Origin of the sequence: Lewinella sp. JB7, assembly GCF_024297185.1 — a bacterium.
Taxonomy (GTDB): domain Bacteria; phylum Bacteroidota; class Bacteroidia; order Chitinophagales; family Saprospiraceae; genus Neolewinella.
Window position 1 is genome coordinate 19,895 of sequence record NZ_JANCTD010000009.1, and the last position, 18,101, is coordinate 37,995.

The 18,101-nt window shown below is 62.1% G+C and carries 13 protein-coding genes and 1 riboswitch; of the genes, 6 read left to right on the top strand and 7 right to left on the bottom strand.

Going from position 1 to position 18,101, the window contains the following annotated elements; translation table 11 throughout:
• Nucleotides 1-11: 11 nt before the first annotated feature.
• The 3 genes from NMA52_RS15455 to NMA52_RS15465 form a co-directional block, all read right to left on the bottom strand.
• Nucleotides 12-2,273, bottom strand: a complete 2,262-nt coding sequence (locus NMA52_RS15455) for a sodium-translocating pyrophosphatase (protein WP_254828603.1) — start codon at nt 2,271-2,273, stop codon at nt 12-14.
• A gap of 163 nt (nt 2,274-2,436) precedes the next feature.
• Nucleotides 2,437-4,515, bottom strand: coding sequence for an alkaline phosphatase D family protein (locus NMA52_RS15460; protein WP_254828604.1), 2,079 nt, complete (start codon nt 4,513-4,515; stop codon nt 2,437-2,439).
• A gap of 64 nt (nt 4,516-4,579) precedes the next feature.
• Nucleotides 4,580-6,613, bottom strand: coding sequence for an alkaline phosphatase D family protein (locus NMA52_RS15465; protein ID WP_254828605.1), 2,034 nt, complete (start codon nt 6,611-6,613; stop codon nt 4,580-4,582).
• A 135-nt stretch (nt 6,614-6,748) separates the two neighbouring features.
• Nucleotides 6,749-6,863, top strand: a riboswitch (SAM riboswitch).
• Between the two features lie 9 nt (nt 6,864-6,872).
• Here NMA52_RS15465 and NMA52_RS15470 point away from each other — a divergent pair.
• The 4 genes from NMA52_RS15470 to metX all read left to right on the top strand — a co-directional run bounded on the left by NMA52_RS15470 (nt 6,873) and on the right by metX (nt 11,386).
• A complete protein-coding gene (locus tag NMA52_RS15470; RefSeq protein WP_254828606.1) occupies nt 6,873-8,381 on the top strand; it encodes a pyridoxal-dependent decarboxylase in 1,509 nt (502 codons plus the stop codon).
• A gap of 59 nt (nt 8,382-8,440) precedes the next feature.
• Nucleotides 8,441-9,727 carry an O-acetylhomoserine aminocarboxypropyltransferase/cysteine synthase family protein gene (locus tag NMA52_RS15475; protein WP_254828607.1) on the top strand — a complete coding sequence of 429 codons (1,287 nt, stop codon included), beginning with the start codon at nt 8,441-8,443 and terminating at the stop codon, nt 9,725-9,727.
• 68 nt (nt 9,728-9,795) lie between these two features.
• Nucleotides 9,796-10,272: a DinB family protein gene (locus NMA52_RS15480; protein ID WP_254828608.1), complete on the top strand. Its 477-nt coding sequence runs from the start codon at nt 9,796-9,798 to the stop codon at nt 10,270-10,272.
• A 7-nt stretch (nt 10,273-10,279) separates the two neighbouring features.
• On the top strand, nt 10,280-11,386 hold the full coding sequence (gene metX, locus NMA52_RS15485) for a homoserine O-acetyltransferase (RefSeq protein ID WP_254828609.1): 1,107 nt from the start codon (nt 10,280-10,282) through the stop codon (nt 11,384-11,386).
• Nucleotides 11,387-11,397: 11 nt separating this feature from the next.
• Here metX and NMA52_RS15490 read toward each other — a convergent pair whose 3' ends face one another.
• Both NMA52_RS15490 and NMA52_RS15495 read right to left on the bottom strand, forming a co-directional pair.
• Complete coding sequence (locus NMA52_RS15490; protein ID WP_254828610.1) at nt 11,398-12,114, bottom strand: glycoside hydrolase family 25 protein; 717 nt, start codon at nt 12,112-12,114, stop codon at nt 11,398-11,400.
• Between the two features lie 59 nt (nt 12,115-12,173).
• Entirely contained in the window at nt 12,174-12,749 is a 576-nt protein-coding gene (locus tag NMA52_RS15495) for a hypothetical protein (protein WP_254828611.1), read from the bottom strand.
• A 159-nt stretch (nt 12,750-12,908) separates the two neighbouring features.
• Here NMA52_RS15495 and NMA52_RS15500 point away from each other — a divergent pair, with 159 nt between their 5' ends.
• Together NMA52_RS15500 and gatA are read left to right on the top strand one after the other, a co-directional pair.
• Nucleotides 12,909-14,237 (top strand): MATE family efflux transporter, encoded by a 1,329-nt coding sequence (locus tag NMA52_RS15500; RefSeq protein WP_254828612.1) that lies wholly within the window; start codon nt 12,909-12,911, stop codon nt 14,235-14,237.
• An 87-nt stretch (nt 14,238-14,324) separates the two neighbouring features.
• On the top strand, nt 14,325-15,743 hold the full coding sequence (gene gatA, locus NMA52_RS15505; protein ID WP_254828613.1) for an Asp-tRNA(Asn)/Glu-tRNA(Gln) amidotransferase subunit GatA: 1,419 nt from the start codon (nt 14,325-14,327) through the stop codon (nt 15,741-15,743).
• Between the two features lie 49 nt (nt 15,744-15,792).
• On the opposite strand, the gene NMA52_RS15510 is transcribed toward gatA, so the two are convergent.
• Nucleotides 15,793-16,503 carry an OmpA family protein gene (locus NMA52_RS15510; RefSeq protein ID WP_254828614.1) on the bottom strand — a complete coding sequence of 237 codons (711 nt, stop codon included), beginning with the start codon at nt 16,501-16,503 and terminating at the stop codon, nt 15,793-15,795.
• A gap of 72 nt (nt 16,504-16,575) precedes the next feature.
• Nucleotides 16,576-18,072, bottom strand: a complete 1,497-nt coding sequence (crtD, locus tag NMA52_RS15515) for a 1-hydroxycarotenoid 3,4-desaturase CrtD (RefSeq protein WP_254828615.1) — start codon at nt 18,070-18,072, stop codon at nt 16,576-16,578.
• Between the last annotated feature and the right edge of the window lie 29 nt (nt 18,073-18,101).

Consider the following 18,101-nt stretch of genomic DNA (forward strand, 5'->3'; position numbering starts at 1 on the left):
GGGTAATAGAATTACAACAGCGGAGCGATCACCAGGGCGACCACGCTCATCAATTTCAGCAGGATATTGAGGGAGGGGCCCGACGTATCCTTGAAGGGGTCGCCGACGGTATCTCCGACGACGGCCGCCTTGTGGGGCTCCGAACCCTTGTAGTACAGGGTTCCCTGTACGGAAGCGCCTTCCTCGAACATCTTCTTGGCGTTGTCCCAGGCACCCCCGGCGTTGGACTGGAAGATAGCCATCATGACCCCCGCGGAGGTGACGCCGGCCAGCAGACCTCCCAGCATCTCGGCACCGACGTCGGCTCCGAACAGACGGGGCGCGAAGCCGACGATCACGGGAGTAAGGACGGCGATGAGGCCGGGAGCTACCATCTCCCGGATCGAAGCGGCGGTGGAGATCTCCACGCATTTGGCGTAGTCGGCCTTACCGTCGGCGGCGTCGAAGGTGGCCTTATCGGCGGGGCTCCACAGTTTCTCGTCGTGGCCCGCGCGCTTCATCACTTCGAGAGCGGCCTTGAGTTCGGGGATCTCGTGGAACTGCCGGCGTACTTCCTGGATCATGTCGTTGGCGGCGCGACCTACGGCTTCCATGGAGAAGGCACTGAACAGGAAGGGCAGCATGGCGCCCAGGAACAGGCCGGCCATAACGTAGGGGTTGGCGATGTCGATGGTCGTAATACCGGCCGTCTGCATAAAGGCCGCGAAGAGGGCCAGGGCGGTGAGGGCGGCGGAACCGATGGCGAATCCCTTACCGATGGCGGCGGTCGTATTGCCCACCGCATCGAGCTTATCGGTCCGTTCACGTACGGCGGGCTCCAGGGCGGCCATCTCGGCGATGCCGCCGGCGTTGTCGGAGATCGGTCCGTAAGCGTCGACCGCCAGCTGAATGCCCGTGTTCGACAGCATGCCCACGGCCGCAATGGCAATACCGTAGAGGCCGGCAAAGTAGTAAGCACCAATGATGGCGGTGGCCAGGATCAGAATCGGCACGGCGGTGGAGCGCATACCCACGGCCAGACCGGCAATAATGTTGGTCGCCGACCCGGTGAGGGACTGGTCCACGATGCCCTGTACCGGCTTGGTACCCGTACCGGTGTAGTATTCGGTGATGTAGCCGATGCCGAGGCCCGCGAGCAGGCCCAGGATGATGGCGTAGAACACGCCCATGGAAGTATACGTGAAGATGACTTCGTTACCCTTAGCGTCGACCAGTTGCTTGCCGAGGCCGTCGAAGCTGATCGTCCACTCCGCGGGGAGCATCGTGGTCACGGCGAAAAACGTCAGGACCAGCATGATGGCCGCCGCGATCAGTTCGCCCGTGTTCAGGGCTTTCTGGGGGTCGCCGCCCTCCTTTACGCGTACGAAGAAGGTGCCGATGATGGAAGCCACAATACCAATACCCGCGACTACGAGGGGAAGCAACACGGCATTCAGCCCGCCAATTTCGCTCGTCGAGAATTGCGGCAGGGTGATGAAGGCGGCACCGATTACCATGGTACCGATGATGGAACCGACGTAGGATTCGAAGAGGTCGGCGCCCATACCGGCGACGTCACCCACATTGTCACCCACATTGTCGGCGATGGTCGCCGGGTTGAGGGGGTGATCTTCGGGAATGCCGGCTTCTACCTTACCGACCAGGTCGGCACCGACGTCGGCGGCCTTCGTATAGATGCCACCGCCCACGCGGGCGAAGAGGGCTATGGAAGACGCCCCGAAGCTGAAGCCCGTAAGTACGGTGATGACCCGTACGATGGCAAACTGCGCCTCGACGGTGCCGGCTACCGTGTTCTCCGGTACGAACATCCCCTGGAAAAGGAGAAAAAGCGAACCCAGACCGAGGAGTCCCAGACCGACCACGCCGAGTCCCATGACCGAACCGCCCGCGAAGGCGACGCCGAGGGCCTTACCCAGGCTCTCCCGGGCGGCGTTGGTGGTGCGTACGTTGGCCTTGGTGGCTACCCGCATGCCGATGAACCCGGCCAGGGCGGAACAGACCGCGCCGAGAATAAAACTCACCCCGATCATGTAGCTGGACGTAGCGGCGTCGGCGGTGAACATCAGGATAGCGGCCACGACCACGACGAAGATGGCCAGTACGCGGTACTCGGCCCGCAGGAAAGCCATGGCACCGTCGGCAATGTTTTGTCCGATCCGGACCATGCGCTCGTTGCCCGGGTCCTGCTTACTGACCCAGCTGTACCGAATAGCCATGAAAATGAGGGCCAGGATACCCAGTACGGGTACTGCCGTAAGTATAGTTGAAACCATAAAAGTTTGGAGATTAACTTGTTGTTGAAGAAAGAAGGTTTCTGTCTCCGATGACAAGCGATCTAGATGGCCGCAGGGGGAAGATCAAATGGGCTAACCCTACGCTTCAAAAGTTCGATGATCGAAATGTGGCGCCAAAATAGCGATTATCCACACACTTTTCCTATTGCCCCGCCCGTCGCACAAAGGGTTGCACGATCCGACCGCCCGGCCCGGTGATTTCCAGAAAATAGGTTCCGGCCGGAATATTTCCGACCGACAAGTCAAAGGTGTACAGTCCCGGCGACTGCCGCTCGGTCCGCGGCCGACCGATGGCCCGGCCCGCCGCGTCCAGCAGTTGTAGCCGCATCTCGCCGCCGCGCGTCAGGCCGTACTGTACGTACAGATGCGCACCGGCGGGGTTGGGATATACGGACAGGAGCCGCAGCCCGCCGACCGACCCGACAGCCGTAGACAGTTGCGGCGGATCGGCGGGAGCCGGGGCATCCTGCCGCTGTTTCCGCGCCGCGGGAGCGGTGGCCGGTTGCAGCCGGTGGGTACCCCGGTCGTCGACCAGTCCCGCATCGAAGTGTTCGGGATCCCCCTCCCGCAGGATATCGCTATAGTAATAGTCGGCCTGTACCCGCTCGGGGGTCACGTCGAGCAGGAAGTAGCCGTGACTCATCAGGTCGACGTACTTCATGTGGGGGTTGGGGTTCCCCAAATCAACACCCGGGACGGGAACGAGCGGACGGTTGATCTGCGCGGAAAGCTGGGCGGCCTCCGCGCGACCGATGGTCTCGTCGAAATTGGCCGACGTAATACTCGGCGTCAGGAATTCTACGGCTACGGCGCCCTCCCCGCTCGCTGCATCGTAACCGTCATTGGGCCGGTACCGGGGAATGCTGTCGTAGCCCATCACGCTGGTAAAGGAGATATCGACCGGCGACTTGGTCACCTCGTAAGCTACGCTGGCGTGAAAACTGCCGGTGAGGATAACCACGTCGGCAATCTTTTCGGATGCCAGGAAGTCGATCATCTCCGCCCGCTCGGCCGGGTAGCCGGCCCAGGTGTCCAAAAACAGGCTCTCCGTATCGTTGTAGGACCGGTCCATGGCCACGCCCGCCCATCCGATGTTGAAGGGGGAGAACATGACCTGCTGGCCGATGATCTTCCAGCGGGCGGTGGACTGGCGGAGCTGTTCCTTCAGCCAGGCCTTCTGGGGCGGGCCGAGTAGGGTGCGATCACTGGCGTACAGCGCCGGACTGACCGAATTGTATATCTGCTGATCGCGGGCCTCGATGCGGGTGTCGAGCATGATCAGATCGACCAGGTTTCCGTACCGGATACTGCGGTAAATGCGTTTGCCGCCGGGATCGCGGATCGGTAACCACTCGAAGTAGGCTTGTTTGGCCGCCGCCTTGCGCGCCTGCCAGCTCCCTTCGTTCGGCTGGTGGCCGTGCGCACCGTCGCGGTAGCTGTTGTTGGCGTACTCGTGGTCGTCCCAGACGGTGATCAGGGGGTGCTGTTGGTGCACGCGCAAGGACTGGGGATCCAGACGGTAGGTGCTGTAACGGGCCCGGTACTCGAAGAGGGTGACGACCTCAATGGCCGGGTCCACGGGCCGCTCGTTGATGATGGAATCTCCGTCCACGCCCGGGTTAGCGGATTCGTAAATGTAGTCGCCCAGATGCAGGATCGCATCGAGATCGTTTCGATCAGCGAGATGGCCGTAGGCGTTGAAGTACCCGGCCTGGTAATTGCTGCAACTGACCACCCCGAATCTCAGGTGATTGACGGCACTGCCCGCGGGCGTGGTCTTCGTACGTCCCGTGAGGGAATGCGCCTCCAGCGCCGTAAACCCGTAGTAGTAAGTTGTACCCGGCGCGAGTCCGGTGACGTCGACTTTCACGGTGTAATCACGTTCCGCGGAGGTCGCAAAGGTGCCGGAGCGTACCACCTGCTTGAGCGCGGCATCGGTCGCAACGACCCACTCCACGTCAATGCTTTCCCCGTTCAGTGTTTCTGGAGTGACCCGTGTCCAGATGATCACGCGGTCGTCTAGGGGATCGCCCGAGGCCACCCCGTGGTAAAAGGGCTTCAGTCGCTCCTGCAATACGTCGACTTCGTCAAGGTCCGAGGGGCGGCTGTTGCGGTAGAGTACGGAGCCGTACTCAAAATCAGGGTTCCCTTCTTGTGCGCGTAGGGGCGCTACCGTACCCAGCACGTAAAAACAGCACAGGAGAAGGATATGTGTTTTCATACGTTCGGTATCGGTAAGGGGGAGCGGGTCCTCCGGAGGGCAAAATACGTCGCTTCCGGTCGGGTCATCGCTTAATCAGCGGTTGTACGCTGCTGCCCCCCGCGGAACGAATACGCACGTAGTACGTACCGGCCGGATATTCGTGCAGCCGCACCGCCAGCCCGTATACGCCGGCGATCTGATCGAGTTGCCGGAGCGTCCGCAGCTTTCTCCCCGCGGCATCGAGCAGGGTGATCTCCACCCGCCCGCTCCTGCGCAGGGCATACTGGAGTTGGGCTTCCGCGCCGACCGGGTTTGGCGACAGCGACAGTACGGTCACTTCGTCGGGATCGGTCACCGCGGTGGTCGTACCGGGCGGGTCGGCGGGGGCCGGTGCATCGGACCGGGACTTTGCAGCGGCGGGAGCGACTGCTGACTGCAGCCGGTGGGTGCCGCTGTCACTAAAGTACCCGGCGGCGAAGGATTCCTCGTTGCTCGGTTGCAGGATTGGCCCGTAGAAGTAGTCGGCCTGCACGCCCGTGGGTCGCACGTCGAGCACGTAGTAGCCGTGCTGCGTCAGGTCGGCGTACTTCAGGTGAGGATTGGGGTTTCCCGGCTCGAGCGTATCCACGCGGGGCAGGGGTTGGTTGACTCGCGCCTGTAGCGCCAGCGCGATGGGCAGAGAAACGTTCTCGTCAAAGTTGGCCGCCGAAATACTTGGGGTAGCGAATTCCACGGCCACCGCGCCGCTGCCGGTAGCGGGATCATAGTCGGTAGCCCCGTACACCGGCACCCGCTGGCCGTCCACTTCCCGAAAGGACAAAGCGACCGGCGGATCGGCCACCTCGAAGGCGAGGCTGACGTGAAAGTCTCCCGTAAGCAGGACGACGTTTTCGATCGGCTCGTTTTCAATAAACTGAGTGATTTGGGTCCGCTCCGCCGGATAGCCGTCCCAGATGTCGAGAAATCCGCTTTCCACGAATTCGTAGGGTTGTCCTACCAGGGCTCCGCTCCAGCCTACGTTGAATTCGGAGAAGATCACCTGGTTACCGATCAGTTTCCAGCGGGCGGTGGAGGTCCGCAGTTGGTCCAGTAACCAAGCCTTCTGGGCGGCTCCGAGCATGGTACGATCTTCGGCGTAGAGGGCCGGATCGGTGACGTCGTCCAGCTGGCGGTCGCGGCCCTCCAGGCGGGTATCGAGCATGACCAGGTCGGCGATGTCGCCGTAGGATATCTTGCGGTAGATACTGCGGTTGCCGGTATCCCGGATCGGCATCCACTCGAAGTAGGCCCGCCGGGAGCGGTCCTTACGGTCTTCCCAACTGCCTTCGCTTCCGGATTGGTGATTGCTGGCACCACCGGCATAACTGTCGTTAGCGGATTCGTGGTCGTCCCACACCGCGATGATGGGATGCTGCTGGTGCAGGCGGCGCAGATCGGGGTCGAGGCGGTAAGTCCCGTAGCGGGTACGGTAGTCGAACAGGCTCACGATCTCCCGGTCGGGGGCTACGGTGCGGTCATCCCATACCTCCGCGTTGCCGTACACGAAATTGGCGTACTCGTAGATGTAGTCGCCCAGATGAATCACGGCGTCCAGGTCGTTGCGTTCCGCTAGGCGGGCGTAAGCGTTGAAGTAGCCGGCCTGGTAGTTGCTGCAGCTTACGACCCCGAAGCGAAGATGGTCGGAAGTAGAACCGGTGGGCGTAGTCTTCGTGCGGCCCGTCAGGGAGGGGCGTCCGAGCGCGCGAAATCCGTAGTAGTAGGTGGTGCCGGCGGCCAGTCCGTCCACGTCGACCTTCACCGTGTAGTCGAGGTCGGCGTCGGTAGTAACGGTGCCTTCCCGTACGACTTGTTCCAGTTGGGGATCGGTGGCCATGGTCCAGGCCACTTCCAGGGGTTGGTTTCCGAGGCTGTCGGGGGTCACGCGGGTCCAGATGATCACGCGGTCCGCCAGGGGATCACCCGAGGCTACGCCGTGGTAAAAAGGATAGAGGGCTTCGTCCACCCCCTCTACCGCGGCGCCCCCCAGTTGGCGGTCGTGGGTATAAATCGTTTGGGCGGGTGCGCGGGAGCCGAGTAGAATACCGAGCAGCAAACCAACGTACACCGGGAGCCGCATAGAATAAGAGTTTATGTTCCCCGAAAAGGTACGGCTTCTCGGTCGGGACTCGTCGGGGACGTCGACCGACCCTTGCAAAATTACCGGGCCCCGCCTATATTTGCCGCCCGATACGCTTCGCGAGCGCGCGAAGATTTTTTATAACGAAGGGTGGAGAGATCAGGCTCTGTGAAACCCTGGCAACCACTTTCCCGATGGCTCGGGAAAAAAGGTGCCAAAGCCTGTCCCGCTGTGCGGGAGACTATAAAACCACCGTAATATGCCACATGCCACCTCCGGGAGCGTTCCCGGCACTTCCCCCCTCTTTGCTGACCGCGATAGCCTGCCTGACCTGCTGGCCGCCCTCGTCGAAGAAACCTCCCACTTTTTTACCACCCTCCCCCAGCGCCGCGCCGGTGCGATTCAGCCGTTCGCCGAGCGGCTGCCGCCCACCCAGTTTCGGGGCGGCTTCGCCCGCGCAACCGCCCTGGTCTACGACGAGGAGTTCGGGGAAGGCCGGGGGGCCATCGCCACCCTGCGCCACTGTATTCGCCGCTTCGATGAGTTGATCGTCGCATCCTCTTCCCCCCGCTACCTGGGCTACGCGACCGGCGGCGTCACCCCGGCCGCCCTGGCCGGCGACTGGCTTACCAGCGTGTACGACCAGGACCCCCGGGGACTTACGTGGTTCGGCGATGCCTCCGGCCGCATCGAGTACGATACGATCCTGCACTTGTTGAATTTGCTCGGCCTCTCCGCTAATTTCAACGGGGGGTTCGTCCCTGGGGCTACCACGAGTCATCTCACCGGTCTGGCCACCGCGCGGCAGTGGGCCGGGGCATTGGACAATCACAACGTTGCCCGGAACGGTAGCCGCAAGCCCGTTATCGTTTACGCCGCGACCCCCCATGCTACAGTATCCAAGGCACTCGGCCTGCTCGGACTCGGGACCCGGGCACTGCACCGCATCCCCTCCCTGCCCGGCCGGGAAGCCATCGACGTGACGGAGCTCGCCCGTACCCTGGAAGCCGCCCCCGCCGGACCGATGATCGTGGTCGCTACCGCGGGAACGAATACCGCGGACTTCGACGATATCTACGCGATTCTGGCTCTACGCGAGCGGTTTCGCTTCTGGCTACACGTCGATGCTACCGCCGGGTGCTTCGCCGCGCTGCTCTCGGATACCGACCGTCTGCGGGGCTGGGAGTCCGCCGACAGCATCGCGATCGACAATCACCACTGGTTGAACGTTCCCCACGACAGCGCGACCTGGTTCGTGCGAAAAGAGCACGAAGTGCACCAACTGGTCACCTTCCGTCACGAAGAGGCGCATCACGCACCCCGCTCGCAGGAACACTTCGATTACACTTCGCTGAGCCCGGACGACAGCCGGCGGCTCCGGGCCCTCCCCGTCTGGTTCACCCTGCGGGCGTACGGGCGGCAGGGATACGCGGACATTGCTTCCCGCTGTGTAGCGGCGGCGTCCGCCTTCGGCGAACAGGTGGCGGCTCACCCCCGCCTGCAATTACTGGCGCCGGTACGCCTCAACGTAGTGGCCTTCACCGTCCGAAATGCGGGCGCGAGCGTAATTGACCGCCTCCTGCAGACCATCAACGACAACGGCCGCTACTTCCTTTCCCGTACCGTGGTCGACGGACGGGTGGGCCTGCGGGCCGCCTTCTATCACTGGCAAACCTCCGAACGGGACGTCCGGTGGCTGTATTCGGAAATCCAGTCCACCTTGGCCTCCCTGACTTCCACCGCTCCCGCGCACCCGCCCAAATCATGAATGTACCGCCCCGGTGCCGCTGCCGGCATTCTTTTCTCATCTACTAATCTGACTACTTTATGCACTTCGAAACACTCCAACTACACGCCGGCCAGGAGGTCGACGAACACTCCCGTAGCCGCGCCTTGCCGCTGTACCAGACGTCCAGTTTCACCTTCCGCGACAGTGAGCACGGCGCCAAGCTCTTCGGCCTGCAGGAGTTCGGGAACATCTACACCCGCATCATGAACCCGACCACCGACGTCTTCGAAAAGCGCATTGCGGCGCTCGAGGGCGGCGCGATGGCCCTGGCAACGGCATCGGGACAGAGTGCGCAGTTCCTGGCTATCAACAACCTGGCCTCGGCCGGCGACAACATCGTCAGCAGCGCCCTGCTCTACGGCGGCACCTACAACCAGTTCAAGGTGGCCTTCCAGCGCATCGGCATTGAGGTGCGCTTCGCCGAAAGCACCGACCCGGCCGACTTCGAAAAGCTGATCGACGACCGTACGAAGGCGATCTACACCGAAACGCTGCCCAATCCCAGCTTCCTGGTACCCGACTTCGACGGGCTCAGCGCGCTGGCCGAAAAGCACGACCTGCCCCTGGTGGTCGACAACACCTTCGGCGCGGCCGGCTACCTCTGCCGCCCCATCGAGCACGGTGCCCACATCGTAGTCCAGTCGGCCACCAAATGGATCGGCGGCCACGGCACCAGCATCGGCGGAGTGATCGTCGACAGCGGTAGGTACGACTTCGGTAACGGCAAGTACCCCCAGTTCACCGACCCCAGCCCGGGCTACCACGGCATGGTTTTCAATGATGTCTTCGGCAAGGATGGCCCCTTCGGCAATATCGCCTTCGCGATCCGTGCCCGGGTAGAAGGACTGCGGGATTTCGGCCCGGCCGTGTCTCCCTTCAACGCCTGGATGTTCGTGCAGGGACTGGAGACCCTCAGCCTGCGGGTGGACCGCCACTGCGAAAATGCCCAGGCCCTGGCCGAATGGCTCAGCGGCCACGATAAGGTGGAGAGCGTGAGCTACGCCGGTCTGCCCGATCACCCCGGCCACGCCAACGCCAACAAATACCTGCGCAACGGCTTCGGTGGCGTACTGAATTTCAATGTACGGGGCGGCAAGGAAGACGCGACCAAGGTCGTCGATAACCTGAAGCTCATCAGTCACCTCGCCAATGTCGGAGACGCCAAGACGCTGATCATTCAGCCGGCGGCCACGACCCACCAGCAGCTCAACGAGCACGAGCAACGGGCAGCCGGCGTGGAACCCAACGCTCTACGCATCAGCGTCGGCATCGAGCACATCGACGACATCATGGCCGATCTGGAGCAGGCCCTGGCCCTCCTCTAATCATCGCCGGCGATCTTCCGGGGGGGCACGTCCCTTCCGGGAGATTGCCGGTCATTAAATTAAATAGCGTGACCGCTGCATACTACAAGGATCAGTACTGGGTACTCCACGGTAAGTTACCCATGTTCGGTAAGGGGATGGAGGAGAGCCTCGAGCCAGTGCCCGCCGCCGATTTTCACCGCCCCGTGGGCCACCGGACCATCGCCCAACTGATCGGACACATCGTCGCGTGGCGCAGGAATACCGCCCTGCGGCTGCAAAAGCTGCCCCGCCCGAAGATCGAACTGAACTCCCCCGAGGACTGGCCCGACTACTCCGGGAAATCCAAAACCGACATGCTCCGGGAGCTCGCGGAGACTCACCAACTCATGCGGCAGGCGATAGAAGCATTCGACTATACGACGCTGGAGCACACCCTGCACCCCGACTATTACTACCAAAACCGTCACCTCATCGACGGGGCCATACAACATGACATTTACCACCTCGGACAGATCAATCTGCTCGTCAGTATCCTGCAAGCGAAGTCGCCCGAATCCGCCTAACCATCCGATGCCCCTGACCAAATACCTCTACATCGATCACCCCTTCCGGCTGGAATCCGGGGTGACCCTGCCCTCCGTCACCGCCGCCTACCACACCTCCGGGGAGCTGAACGCGGCGCGGGACAACGTCATCTGGGTCTGCCATGCCCTGACGGCCAACAGCGACTGCCAGGACTGGTGGCCGGGCCTCGTCGGCCGCGGCTGCACCATCGATCCGGAGAAATACTTCATCGTGTGCGTCAACATGCTGGGAAGCAGCTACGGCAGCACCAGCCCCCTGAGCCATAACCCGGAGACAGGCCGCCGGTACGGTCTCGACTTTCCGCTCGTTACCACGAAAGACAACGCCCGCTTTTTCTCCCTCGTAGCCGATTACCTCGGCATTCGCAGGATCCGGTTGCTGATGGGCGGCAGTATGGGCGGACAACACAGTCTGGAGTGGGCCTGTGCCGAGCCTCACCGCTTCGACCTCCTGTGCGTACTGGCCACCAACGCCCGCCATTCGGCCTGGGGGATCGCCTTCAACGAAAGTCAGCGGATGGCACTGCGCGCCGACCCGACCCTCGGAACGGAGGCCCCGCAGGCGGGCAAGGCCGGTCTGGAAGCGGCCCGGGCAATCGCCATGCTTAGCTACCGCCATTACCGCACCTACGTGATGTCGCAATCGGAACCCGACGAGGAGATGTACGACGACTTCCGCGCCAGCAGCTACCAGCGGTACCAGGGCTACAAGTTGTGGAAGCGCTTCGATCCGGTTTGCTACTACGGCCTTTCCCGTGGCATGGATACCCACAACGTGGGTCGGGGCCGCGGCGGCGTAGCTAAGGCCCTGAGCGCGGTAAGCTCCCCCACCCTCGTCATCAGCATCGACACCGATCTCCTCTTCCCCATCGAGGAACAGGGCATCCTGAGCCGCTACATTCCCAACAGCCGGCTTGAGGTGATGCATTCCGACTTCGGCCACGACGGTTTCCTCACCGAATCGGTCAAGATCGGCGAGTTCCTGGCGGATTTCCTCAGCGATCAACTCCGGATCGACGCCACCACCAAGCGGGCCTTTACGGATGGCCTCACGGGCCGCAAGTTCGCGGTACCGGGATCGGAGGAAGTGTAAAGAATCCGGCCTTACTTAGCTACCAAAGTGTCCTCCCGCGGTCCGGGCACCGGAATGCACAGTGCATCGAGTTGTGCCAGCGTACCCAGGAACACGTTCTGGTCGACCCGGCCGACGATACCCGGGGAGCGGGCCCCGTCGGTGTACTGCCAGAATTGGTAGCCGCGTCCGCAGACGGTCACGGGTTCGCGCTCATCGTACCGGGCCAGCCACAGGGGGTAATCGTCGAATTGCCCGGCCAGGTGACGGTTATAGAAATTAAGTCCGGTATACAGAATGGGTTTAACCCCGTAGTGAGCCTCGGCCAGTTCCAGCCACTCCCGCACGTGACGGACCAGTTCGGGGCCGGTGAGGTTGCCCCGGCTTTCCACGTCGAGCACGGGGGGCAGATCGCCGGCCTGCAACTTGACCAGATCGATGTAATTACTCAGCTGGCGTTCGATGCTGGTGTGGGGCAGGAAGAAATGGTAGGCACCCCGGCGGAGTCCGACGCGGCCGGCTTCCATCCAGTTGGCGCGGAAGGCCAGATCGCGGTGGCTCCACCCCTCGGAGGCCTTGATGAAAGCAAAGTGATGGCCGGCACCGGCGACGCTGTCCCAGTCGATCACGCCCTGATAGCGGCTGACGTCGATGCCCTGGATCGGGTAGCGCTCACCGATCTCCTCCCGCTGGCAGGACACCACCAGCGCGGTGACTAAAATGCATAATATGGTGATCGGTCGGCGCAAAACGGAGGTGGGGCGGGGTGCAATGTATCTAAATTACGGAAAATACCGCAAAGCGGGTTTTATTCCGCCGCGAGCACGCCCCGGATGTTCCAGTTGACGCGTTCGCCGTTGATGTCCCGGAAGCCGGCCCACTGGGTAGCGTTCGAAAGCAGGAGCAGATCGCCGTTAGGACTGTAATTCCGGCCGGCGTCGCAACCGACCGAGAAGGGCTCGCCGTCGGCCAGCTCGACCTCCACGGCCAGCCAGATGCCCTCACCGGTGATTTCGATGCCGGGGATGAGGCGGTCTTCGATCCATTCGGTGTTGCTGATGCGGGCGGTGATGTCCTTTCGGTAGAGTTCGGGGCCGGGGGTACGATCGTCGGGCCCCTCCCCGAATACCACGACCCGGGTGGCCAGCGGTACCTGCGTAAGGTAGAAAGTGACCTTTTCCAGCGTGCGGCCGGTGTAGGGCTGGGTTTCGGACGGCGGGAAGTATGCGGCGAAGAGGTTCGTACCGGGCGGAAGCTGGGGCGCGGTCACGTTGGGACCGTCGTAGTTGAGGGTGGTCACTACGGCGGGGTCATCCTCCTTACACCCCAGCCACAGGAGGGGAACGAACAGGAGCAGAATGTACGGCAGGGCGGAAGGTTTCACGGGGCGGGAGTTTGTCCGGTAAGATCGGAGATAAGACGTGGCCGGGAAAGTTCCGGTTGCTTAAGGGGAGGTTAAAACAGTCGTGCGAAAGATGGAACACGGAATTGCGGTCGGCCAGTGTTGCGTTTGCCACCTTTGTGAAAACTCTTACCCCGTACCGTGAAGCTAAACCGGGAGATTCTTCGTCTTGCCCTTCCCAATATACTGAGCAACGTCTCCGTACCGCTCATCTCCAGTTTCGATACGGCGCTGATGGGCAGCCTGGGGGGTACGCACATCGCGGCCGTAGGCTTGGGAAGTATGGCCTTCAATTTCGTGTACTGGAACTTCGGCTTCCTGCGCATGGGCACTACCGGCATCACGGCCCAGGCGTACGGACGGAAGAGCGGTCCCGAGCAGTCCCAGGCCCTCGTGCGGGGGGCGCTGCTCGCGCTGGCGATCGGACTGAGCCTGGTGCTGCTTCAGCGGCCGCTGATCGTCTTCACCGAATGGCTGCTGAATATCCGGGCCGACCAGATCGTCCTGGTGGAAGAGTACTTCTTTATCCGCATCATCGCTGCTCCGGCAGCCCTGCTGCAGATGGTGCTGCTGGGCTGGTTCTTCGGTCGGCAGAACGCCGTGTGGCCGCTTATCCTGACGCTGGTGGTCAACGCGACCAACCTGGCCCTGAGTTACTACCTCGTCGCCGTCTCCGGATGGGGCATCGCCGGCGTCGCCTGGGGAACGGTGGCGGCCCAGTACGGTGGTCTGTTGCTGGGCGGCGGCTTTCTGCTGTATGGCCGCTACCGTGACCGGGATTGGCCGCTCCGCCGTAGCGCACCGCACCCGCGTCCCCGCCCGGATGGTGGTGTTAGTCTGGCCGCTTTCTTCCGCATCAACCGCGACATCTTCATTCGCACCGTCTGCCTCACACTCAGTTTCGCCTTTTTCTATAACCGGGCTAACGCCCTCGACGTAGGCACCGCCACCGTGGCCGCTAACGTCATATTACTTCAACTCGTGAACTGGCTCAGCTACGGCATCGACGGCTTCGCCTTCGCGGCCGAAAGTCTGGTGGGAAAGTACGCCGGTGCCGAACGGCCGGACCAACTGCGCCGCGTCATCCGCCTACTCTTCGCCTGGGGTATGGGCCTGGCCGGTGTATACGCCGCGGTTTACGGACTCGGGGGCTACGGCCTGCTCTCCCTCTTCGCGCCGGAAGCCAGTGCCGGAGACACCCTGGCGGCCGCCTACCATTACCTTCCGATCGTGGTCCTGTTCAGTCTGATGGCAACGCCCTGCTACCTCTTCGACGGTATCTTCGTGGGGCTCACCGCGGCCCGGGCCATGCGACAGACCATGCTCCTGGCCTTCGCCGGCTACCTGATCAGCTACTACCTCCTGGGACAGTACCTGGGCAACTGGGGCCTCTGGGGCAGCCTGCTGTTCTTCATGATACTAAGGGCGGTAATGCAATGGTGGTGGTGGAGGAGGGGGTTGGTATGGTAATCTGGTAGTCTGGTAGTTCGGTAGTTGCTGATGGATTACTACTGTACTACTGTACTATTCTACTAACGTACCAACTACCTTACACCCATGTTCTACTCCTCCATATCCGCTACCCAAACCGCGCTCGCCGCCGGAGAAGTGACGACCGTGCAACTCGTGGAGCGCTATCTGGCTAGTATCGGCGACCAGCGCTACCTGAACATTTACGTGGAAGTCTTCGCGGATGAAGCCCTACAGCAAGCAAAGGAACAAGACGGGCGGCGGCGCGCGGGAGCAAGGCTGGGACGACTGGCCGGCATCGTGCTCAGTATAAAGGACGTGATCTGCTATGTAGGCCACGGGGTCAGCGCGGGTTCCGCCATGCTCGAAGACTTCGTGTCGCCCTACACCGCTACGGCCCTGCAGCGCCTGCTGGACGAGGACGCCATCATCATCGGCCGCACCAACTGCGACGAATTCGCCATGGGCAGCGGCAACGAAAACAGCCACTACGGCCCCACGCGTAATGCCGCGGATCCGGCCCGGGTGCCCGGGGGCAGCAGCGGTGGGGCCGCCGTGTCGGTACAGGCCCGTACCTGCCTGATGGCCGTGGGTTCCAGTACGGGCGGATCGGTCCGGCAGCCGGCTTCTTTCTGCGGACTATACGGCTTCAAGCCCACCTACGGCCGCATCAGCCGCTACGGGCTTATTGCCTACGGAAGTAGCTTCGACCAACTCGGGTTACTCGCCCACGATCCCACTGACATCGCCCTCGGACTGGAAATCATGGCCGGCGCCGATAATTATGACGCCACCGCGCCGAATCGTCCCGTGCCCGCCTACACCCGGGCCGAGAGCGAAGGCAGCAAGCGCATCGCCTACTTTCCCGACGTGCTGAACAGCAAAAAACTGGACGGGTCCATCCGCAAGGCTACGGAGGATGCCCTGCAGGAATTCCGGGACGCTGGCCACACCGTAGAGCCGGTCACCTTTGACTACTTTGACTACGTCGTGCCGACCTATTACGTGCTCACGACGGCGGAGGCAAGCAGCAACCTCAGTCGCTACGACGGTATGCGCTACGGCTACCGCAGCCCGAATGCCGCAACGCTGGAAGAAACGTACAAGCAGAGCCGATCGGAGGGATTCGGCACGGAGGTGCAACGCCGTATTCTACTGGGCACCTTCGTCCTGAGCAGTGGCTACTACGACGCTTTTTACGGGAAGGCACAGCGGGCACGCCGCGTGATTCAGGAGCAGCTACGGGGGATTCTGGCCGACTACGACTTCATCCTGATGCCCGTCTCGCCCAGCCAACCCTGGCCGGTGGGCGAACAGACGGACGATCCCGTCGCCAACTATCTGGCGGATATTTATACCGTACTGGCTAACCTAGCGGGCCTACCGGCCATCGCCATTCCGACCGGAAACGCGGAAGGCAGTCACCTACCCGTCGGCTACCAATTGATGGCCGATCTATGGGAAGAAGAGGCCTTGCTGGCGTTTACCCGCCGCATAAAAAAATAGCGACGCACCCCGGGGGTACGCCGCTATTACAATCTAAGGTTTTAAATATCTACTCCGGAACGGTGAGGGTACCGTTTTCCGCTTTTTGCTGGAGCTGCTCCGTCGGGGTGATGGCAACTTCCACGCGCCGGTTGGCCTGCCGGCCGGCATCGGTATCATTGGTCTGTACGGGACGGGTCTCACCGAATCCTTCGGTGGTCATGCGGGTACGGTCGATGCCCAGGCTGCTCAGGTAGTCAGCTACGCTGGCGGCGCGCTGCTCGCTGAGGCGCTGATTGCTGTTGTCGCTGCCTACGTTATCGGTGTGACCGTCGATCTTGATGTTGGTATCGGGGTACTTTTTAAACACGTCGGCCATCTTCTGCAATTCGATGCGGCTGGCGTCGGTCAGGGAATACTTACCGAAGGCGAAAAGCACGCCGCTGTCGAATGTAATGGTGTAACCGGTAGTCACGGTTTCTCCATCTTCGGTGGTGCTTTCCACCCGGGCTACTTCGGCACCTTCGATCTGCTCGACCTCCTCGGCCTGCTTATCCATGTAGTCACCGATGACCGCTCCGGTCGCGCCGCCGATCACGGATCCGATGATGGCACCCTTCGTACCGCTGCCGTTGTTCTTGCCGATGGCTCCTCCGACAACGCCGCCGACGGCACCACCGATCGCGCCGCCCTTAACGGCTTTGCTTGAGTTACAGCCGGTGCCGAGCACGAGCAGGAGAGCGAGAAAAAGGAGGGGAAAGGATTTGGTTATAGCTTTCATATCAAGTGTGGTTAGGGGTTCTAATCTCCTGCTAAAACACACCGCGCTTACTCCATGTTTGGTCACCTTTCCTTAAGGGGAAGTTATCGTTCGTTGGCGGCCGACCAGATCGGCTACGATGCGGGCCGATAGTAAACATAGGGGCAAACCGCCCCCCGGATGGACGCTGCCACCCAGAAAGTAGAGTCCGGCGATCTCGCGACTGAAGTTGGGGTGCCGCAGAAATGCCGCCATCCGGTTGTTACTGCTGGTGCCGTAGAGGGCCCCCTGGTGGCTGCCGGTGAGTCGTTCGATGTCGGGAGGAGTGACCGTGCGCTCTGTCCTAATGTGTCGTTCAAGCCAAGCAGGCGGGGACGCGGGAGCAAGGTGTTTTCCAAGGGCAGCAACCACGCGCCTCCGCAGTCGGGCCGTCATCGCCTCCCAGTCCTGGCCGGTATCCGCGGGCGCATTGACCATTACGAACCAGTTCTCGTGACCGGGGGGTGCGTCCGCAGCTACCAATTTACTGCTGACGTTGACGTAGATGGTCACGTCGTCGCTCAGGCTGCCATCCTCGAGACGAGAGAATTCCCCGGCGTAGTCCTTGCTGAAAAAGATGTTGTGCAACCCCAGTTCCGGAAACGCTCGGTCGATGCCCCAGTAAAAGATGACGGCGCTGGTGCTTTTCTGTTGGTTCAGGGTGATCTTCGGTTGCCGGGCCCCGGGCAGGAGGCGATCGTAAGCGAGCCAGACGTCCATATTGCAGACGACGGTGTCGTACCGAATTTCCTTGCTATTTACCTGAATACCCCGCACCTGCGTCCCCGCCCGTTCTATCCTATCTACGCGTTGGTTGAAGTGGTAGCGGACGCCCAGCCGCCGTCCCAGTTCGTAGATGCTCGTTGCGATGTCGTACATCCCACCGGCCGGCAGGTAGGCCCCGAAATGGTGCTCGAAGTGGGGGATCATCGACAGGAGGCCGGGTGCCTTGTAGGGGTTGCTGCCGTTGTAGGTGGCGAAGCGATCGAAAAGCTGGACGAGGCGGGGGTCCTTTAGTGCCGCCTCGTGTACCTCGTGCATGCTTTTGAAGAGGTCGAGGCCCGGAATTTTGAGCATGGCGTAGGCCACCTGCGGGTCCAGCCAGGTACTCGCTTTGTGGAGGCTTTTTTCCAGGAAGGTGCGACCGGTGAGTTCGTACTTGCGGGCGGCGGTGTCCATGAACTCCCGCACGGCCCGTTCTGGTACGTCGAAGGTTTCCGCGGCGGAACGTACCAGGTCGGCGGTGGACGCGGGAGCGGTAAATCGGGTACCATCGGGCCACCAGTACCGGCACACCTCGGGCAGGCGGGTATAGTTGAAGTGGTCGCGGGGGTCTTCGCCGGCCAGCACGAAGAGCTCGTCTACGTACTGCGGCATCGTAAAGAGGGAGGGGCCGAAGTCGAAGCGGTAGCCACCGGGCAGGGAAAACTCGGAGAGTTTGCCGCCGGGTCCGTCGCTGGTTTCGTAAACGTCGACGGCGTGGCCGGCGGCGGCAAGCCGAACGGCGGCGGCGAGCCCGGCGATGCCGGCTCCGATAACGGCGGTTTTCATGCTGGGGGAAACCGTAGGGCGTCCAAAGG